3 protein-coding genes and 6 pseudogenes are annotated in these 4,455 nt (G+C 38.7%); 8 read left to right on the forward strand and 1 reads right to left on the reverse strand.

The annotated features are described in order from the left end of the window. The 8 genes and pseudogenes from NI466_RS15485 to NI466_RS15515 all read left to right on the forward strand — a co-directional run. Window positions 1–358, forward strand: a pseudogene (locus NI466_RS15485) (transposase); the annotation flags it as partial. Window positions 359–809: 451 nt separating this feature from the next. Next, window positions 810–1,085 (forward strand): annotated as a pseudogene (locus NI466_RS15490) (helix-turn-helix domain-containing protein); the annotation flags it as partial. Next, window positions 1,079–1,442, forward strand: a pseudogene (locus NI466_RS15495) (IS3 family transposase); the annotation flags it as partial. The pseudogenes NI466_RS15490 and NI466_RS15495, both read left to right, overlap by 7 nt. Before the next feature lie 195 nt (window positions 1,443–1,637). Continuing rightward, a complete protein-coding gene (locus tag NI466_RS15500) occupies window positions 1,638–2,099 on the forward strand; it encodes a DIP1984 family protein (RefSeq protein WP_004733111.1) in 462 nt (153 codons plus the stop codon). A 546-nt stretch (window positions 2,100–2,645) separates the two neighbouring features. After that, the gene (locus NI466_RS15505; RefSeq protein WP_004647840.1) at window positions 2,646–2,846 is read left to right on the forward strand and encodes a transposase; all 201 of its coding nucleotides are present in this window, start codon (window positions 2,646–2,648) and stop codon (window positions 2,844–2,846) included. Window positions 2,847–2,882: 36 nt separating this feature from the next. Further along, on the forward strand, window positions 2,883–3,071 hold the full coding sequence (locus NI466_RS15510) for a hypothetical protein (RefSeq protein WP_016807214.1): 189 nt from the start codon (window positions 2,883–2,885) through the stop codon (window positions 3,069–3,071). Window positions 3,072–3,136: 65 nt separating this feature from the next. Then, window positions 3,137–3,312: pseudogene (tnpB, locus tag NI466_RS16020) on the forward strand (IS66 family insertion sequence element accessory protein TnpB); the annotation flags it as partial. Window positions 3,313–3,465: 153 nt separating this feature from the next. Further along, a pseudogene (locus NI466_RS15515) lies at window positions 3,466–3,852 on the forward strand (IS66 family transposase); the annotation flags it as partial. Here the strand turns inward: NI466_RS15515 and NI466_RS15520 are convergent. Further along, a pseudogene (locus NI466_RS15520) lies at window positions 3,848–4,034 on the reverse strand (transposase); the annotation flags it as partial. The pseudogenes NI466_RS15515 and NI466_RS15520 overlap by 5 nt on opposite strands. Between the last annotated feature and the right edge of the window lie 421 nt (window positions 4,035–4,455).

Genomic DNA, 4,455 nt, shown 5'->3' on the forward strand with positions numbered 1-4,455 from the left:
TTTATACCGATGGAGCTTATGACACCAAGCAATGCCGTCAGGTCATTGCAGATCGGCAAGGGCATGCGGTGATTCCACCTAGAAAAAATGCAAAACCATGGAAAGATACAAAGAGTAGCTCGCTAGAACGAAATGAATTACTTCGAACAGTTAAACGTTTAGGCAGGACACTATGGAAAAAATGGTCAGGCTATCATCGGCGAAGTTGGTTGAAACTAAGATGCACTGCATTAAATTATTAGGAGATAAACTCAGCGCAAGGAGTTTTGATAGCCAAGTGAATGAAATTCATGCACGTGTAGCAGTCCTCAACAGATTTACGGAATCAGGTCGACCATTTACCCAAGTTACGCCTTAAATTTGGCTCAATTAGGGGCGCTTTGCATTTCAAATCTTTGTGCAACAAAGCCCTTTGAAAGCGTAAAACTTTCATTGAGAACAACAATGGGTATAGACAGGGACAGTACGAGTTGAGGTGAAACAATAATATTAGTTGTTTTTTAGTTGAACCTTTTTTTGTCAATCGAATTGTTTTTAGTTCAAACATGATGAAGTTTATGAATTAAAATTTAATTCAACATATCATATTTATCTAATTAAAGGATAGTACTTTAACTTATTGAAATCAGGTGAGTGCAAGGGATATATGAAGTTATTGTTTGGTATACTTCGCTTAACATAATCAATATTATACGAAATCAGTGTGTTAGAACCCATTTAAAGTGTCTATATTCTCACCAATAAAAATGTCTGGTTTATGATGGTTTTTATCACCATGGACTGGATATAAAATATAAATGCTGATCACTATGTCTGACAAAGAAATTCAACGTCTTGCAGAACTGCAAGACGTTCGAGATCATCATATTACCCAGATTCGTGCTGCTGAAATCCTGAATCTTTCCACCCGTCAAATTACCCGGTTACTGCAGAAATACAAAGTTCAAGGTCCAGCTGCATTAGCCCATACGGGTCGTGGCCAAACCAGCAATTCCAGGCTTTCTTAAGAACTCAGACTCAAGTGCCTCAATATTGTTTCTGATCAACTGCATGGTTTCGGACCAACCTTGGCGCATGAAAAGCTTATTCAACAGGAGTTATGGTTCATTCTGACCAAGGCAGTCAGTACTGTAGTCGTGCTTTTAGAGCACTATTATTGACGAATAACTGTATTCAAAGTATGTCACGCAGTCTTGCGCAGTACACTGCTCATGTTGGGACAATGCAGTGACTGAAAGCTTCTTTCATACATTGAAAGGTCATGTAATCCATGGCGTGTGTTTGCCACTCGAAAAGAAGCGAATGCTGTCTTGTTTGACTATATCGAGATTTATTACAATCGAATCAGAAGACATTCTGCAAATGGCTGGTTAAGTCCTGAAGCCTTTGAACAAAAATATTGTAAGAATTTAGAGGGATCGACTGTCCACAATACTGTCTAGGATCAGATAAAGGATTCTGCATCTGAAAAAGGCCTTTAGCTTAATTCTGAGCTTCGACTAATGACAAAATATAAGACTTCTACCTCTGAAAATTATAAAAAATCAATTGTTTTGATCTTTAAAGAATGAGGATATAGTATTTGTGAAATTACTTAGCTGCTTAAAACTTAATTCTAATTGGTTAATAGGTGAAAAATGAAATTAGCAGAAGCTCTCTTACTTCGAAGTGATCAACAAAAAAAAATTATTTCACTAAAACAACGTATCAATGCAAATGTATTGGTACAAGATGGTGATAAACCATCTGAAGATCCTAATGAACTATTAAAACAAGTATTTTCTTTAATTCAAGAATTTCAAAAATTAAGTTATGCAATTCATGAAACTAATGCTTTAACAAAATTAAATGATGGTCGTTCTCTACTTGCTTTATTGTCTTTGCGTGATGAATTTGTAGAACAGCACAAAACCCTAACTGCAGCAATAAGTAATACATCTCGTGAATCTGATCGTTATAGTACGCGGGAAATAAAGTGGCATAAAGTTATTCCAGTTTCATCATTACAAAAACAAGCTGATGATATTAGTCTTAAATTACGTGATTTAAATGTGTTAATTCAGTCGAATAATTGGAAAATTGATTTGATTGAAGCCTAATAGTCCTTTAGATATAATCAAGTTGAACATACTGGGCGAGTACAAGATCCCTTACTTCCACAACATAGGATTGTAAATAAAGTGTAGTGGCTTGCAAAGCAAGTGGATAAGCTTAAAATTTTAAGTACAAATCAATCCATCACTTGGCAGAACTCAAATCTTTGTGCAAACAAAGTTACACGTTACTTATAACTACCATGTACTGACAGTATGTTCACCTCAATTACTAAAAATAAAGAAATGAGCAAGCATCAGCTCAACTACATTTCTATTTTTAATTCGGTTCGGCTTTGTTGCATAACGAGCTGAAAAACAGATTTTGAAAACAGCAGATTCAAATCACAAGTGCGACACATTTGTAGTTAGTTGAAAAATTTAGGTGTATTCGTAGAATCATTAGACTTTTTCAACTCGCAATTGGAAAGCACGCAATGAAGAAATACACCCAACTCTCTCAAGATGAAAGTAAGCGTCCGCTGAGCCCCACTTTTTCTCACTCATGAATACCACGATAGTGTCCACTAAATTTTAAGTGGACACCTATTTATGGATTTAAAGACAGTTATAGACAGCACACCAATGCTAAAAAAGCCCCGTCGAACCTTCACGGCTGAATTTAAACATCAACTTATTCAGCAATGCCAGCAGCCAGATACATCAGTGGCTAAGGTCGCAATGCAACATCAGATCAATGCCAATCTGTTGCATAAATGGATTCGTCAGTCCAGATCAATGCCCCTGCATTAACCCCCCTCCATTCCACAGACTGACTTTCTTCCGGTCATGCTTCACCCGACTCCAGTCAAACAAGACGCACCTCCGCCACCTGTGCCGGAGAAGAATGCTGTCGCTCATATCAGGATTCCATTGCATAAGGAACAAAGTTCCGCAAGGGATCAGATGATCGAGATCGACTGGCCAGTGGAGTCAGTAACTGAATTACTGTTGCTGATCCAGGGTTTGACTCAATGATCCGTATTGATGAAATCTGGTTGTCTACCCAGCCCATGGACATGCGTGCGGGTATGGATACTGCCATGGCTAAGGTGTTGAGAGCCTTTGGCTCGATCAAACCGCATTGCGCTTACCTGTTCTGTAATAAACGTGGCCATCGCATGAAAGTGCTGGTGCATGATGGACGGGGATCTGGCTGTGTGCCCGGCGGCTGGAACAGGGAAAATTCCACTGGGCGCAGGTTCACCAGGGTGAAAGCATGGCGATCAGTCTGGAACAGTTACAGTCACTGATCCAGGGTTTGCATTGGCAGCGCATTGGTGGTGACGATGCTCTAAACCAGCTTGGTACATTCTGCTATTCTCCAAACGTTCTATTTCCTCTGCGTCATGACCTCAGGCATACTGCGGTCATTAAAATGCTGCCTGACTTAAGCCAACTGACCCATGAACAACTGCTGGAATTTACCAGACAGCTAGCGCTGCAGCATCAACAACTCGCAGAAGATAAACAACAATTAGATACCAAAGTTCAGCATCTTGAAGTATCAAATCAGCAATTGGATGCCAAAGTTCAACATCTTGAAGCATGCAACCAACATCTCTCTGTTCTCACTCAAAAATACGAGCATGAACTTGCGCTATTTAAACAGTATAAATTCGGTAGTAAAAATGAACATCTCACCGCAAAACAAATCCACCTATGGGACGAAGCGGTTGAAGAAGATATTGCTGCGGTTGACCTGGAACTGGAACGACTGAATGCAGATAAAATGAATACAGCTGCGCAGAAAAGCGAGTATGCACGACTCTAAAATCACCAAAGCGTTCGAATAAGTCTCGCCACGGGATACCTGAACGATAGCGCTTCAACAAATAGTCGGTTATCTTTGGCCGTTACTCCAACAGTACCCATTCGTCCAGGTAACAGATCTTTAACCTGTTCCCACTGATCATCTTTTAATGCATAGCGTTTAGTCATGAAAAAATTATGAGGACCGGTAAGATTTTCTCAAGCTAATTGATGACACGCCCTAAGAATAAAAAAATATTTATAAAAATAGACGTCTTGCGTTAGTCAAAATTTAAAATTTAAACAGCCAAAAGCTACATATTATAAGGTTTTAGCCAATTCAAAAATTAGGTAAAACGATACTTTCGCAAGAGGTCTAATCTATATTTTTTAGATTTAGCTATACAGAATTTATCATTCTGTATAGCATAGACTTTATACTCTATTAGTATCTAGAGTATAGTAAGAGTCAGACTGCTTAGCTAAAAGTTCAATAAACTGCGGAATTGCACTTGCACTTTGAACCGTACCGGGTTTGTCGGAGACTTTTTTATTTAAGTTAGGCCACCTGACCTAACGGGTTAATCTTATCATAGTACATTGCTTCAAA

The sequence above is a fragment of the Acinetobacter lwoffii genome (genome assembly GCF_024129595.1).
Lineage (GTDB): Bacteria > Pseudomonadota > Gammaproteobacteria > Pseudomonadales > Moraxellaceae > Acinetobacter > Acinetobacter lwoffii_O.

Coding starts and splice junctions, on each gene's coding strand:
- NI466_RS15510 (WP_016807214.1), top strand. CDS start 2,883: ATGCTTCACCCGACTCCAGTCAAACAAGACGCACCTCCGCCACCTGTG.
- NI466_RS15505 (WP_004647840.1), top strand. CDS start 2,646: ATGGATTTAAAGACAGTTATAGACAGCACACCAATGCTAAAAAAGCCC.
- NI466_RS15500 (WP_004733111.1), top strand. CDS start 1,638: ATGAAATTAGCAGAAGCTCTCTTACTTCGAAGTGATCAACAAAAAAAA.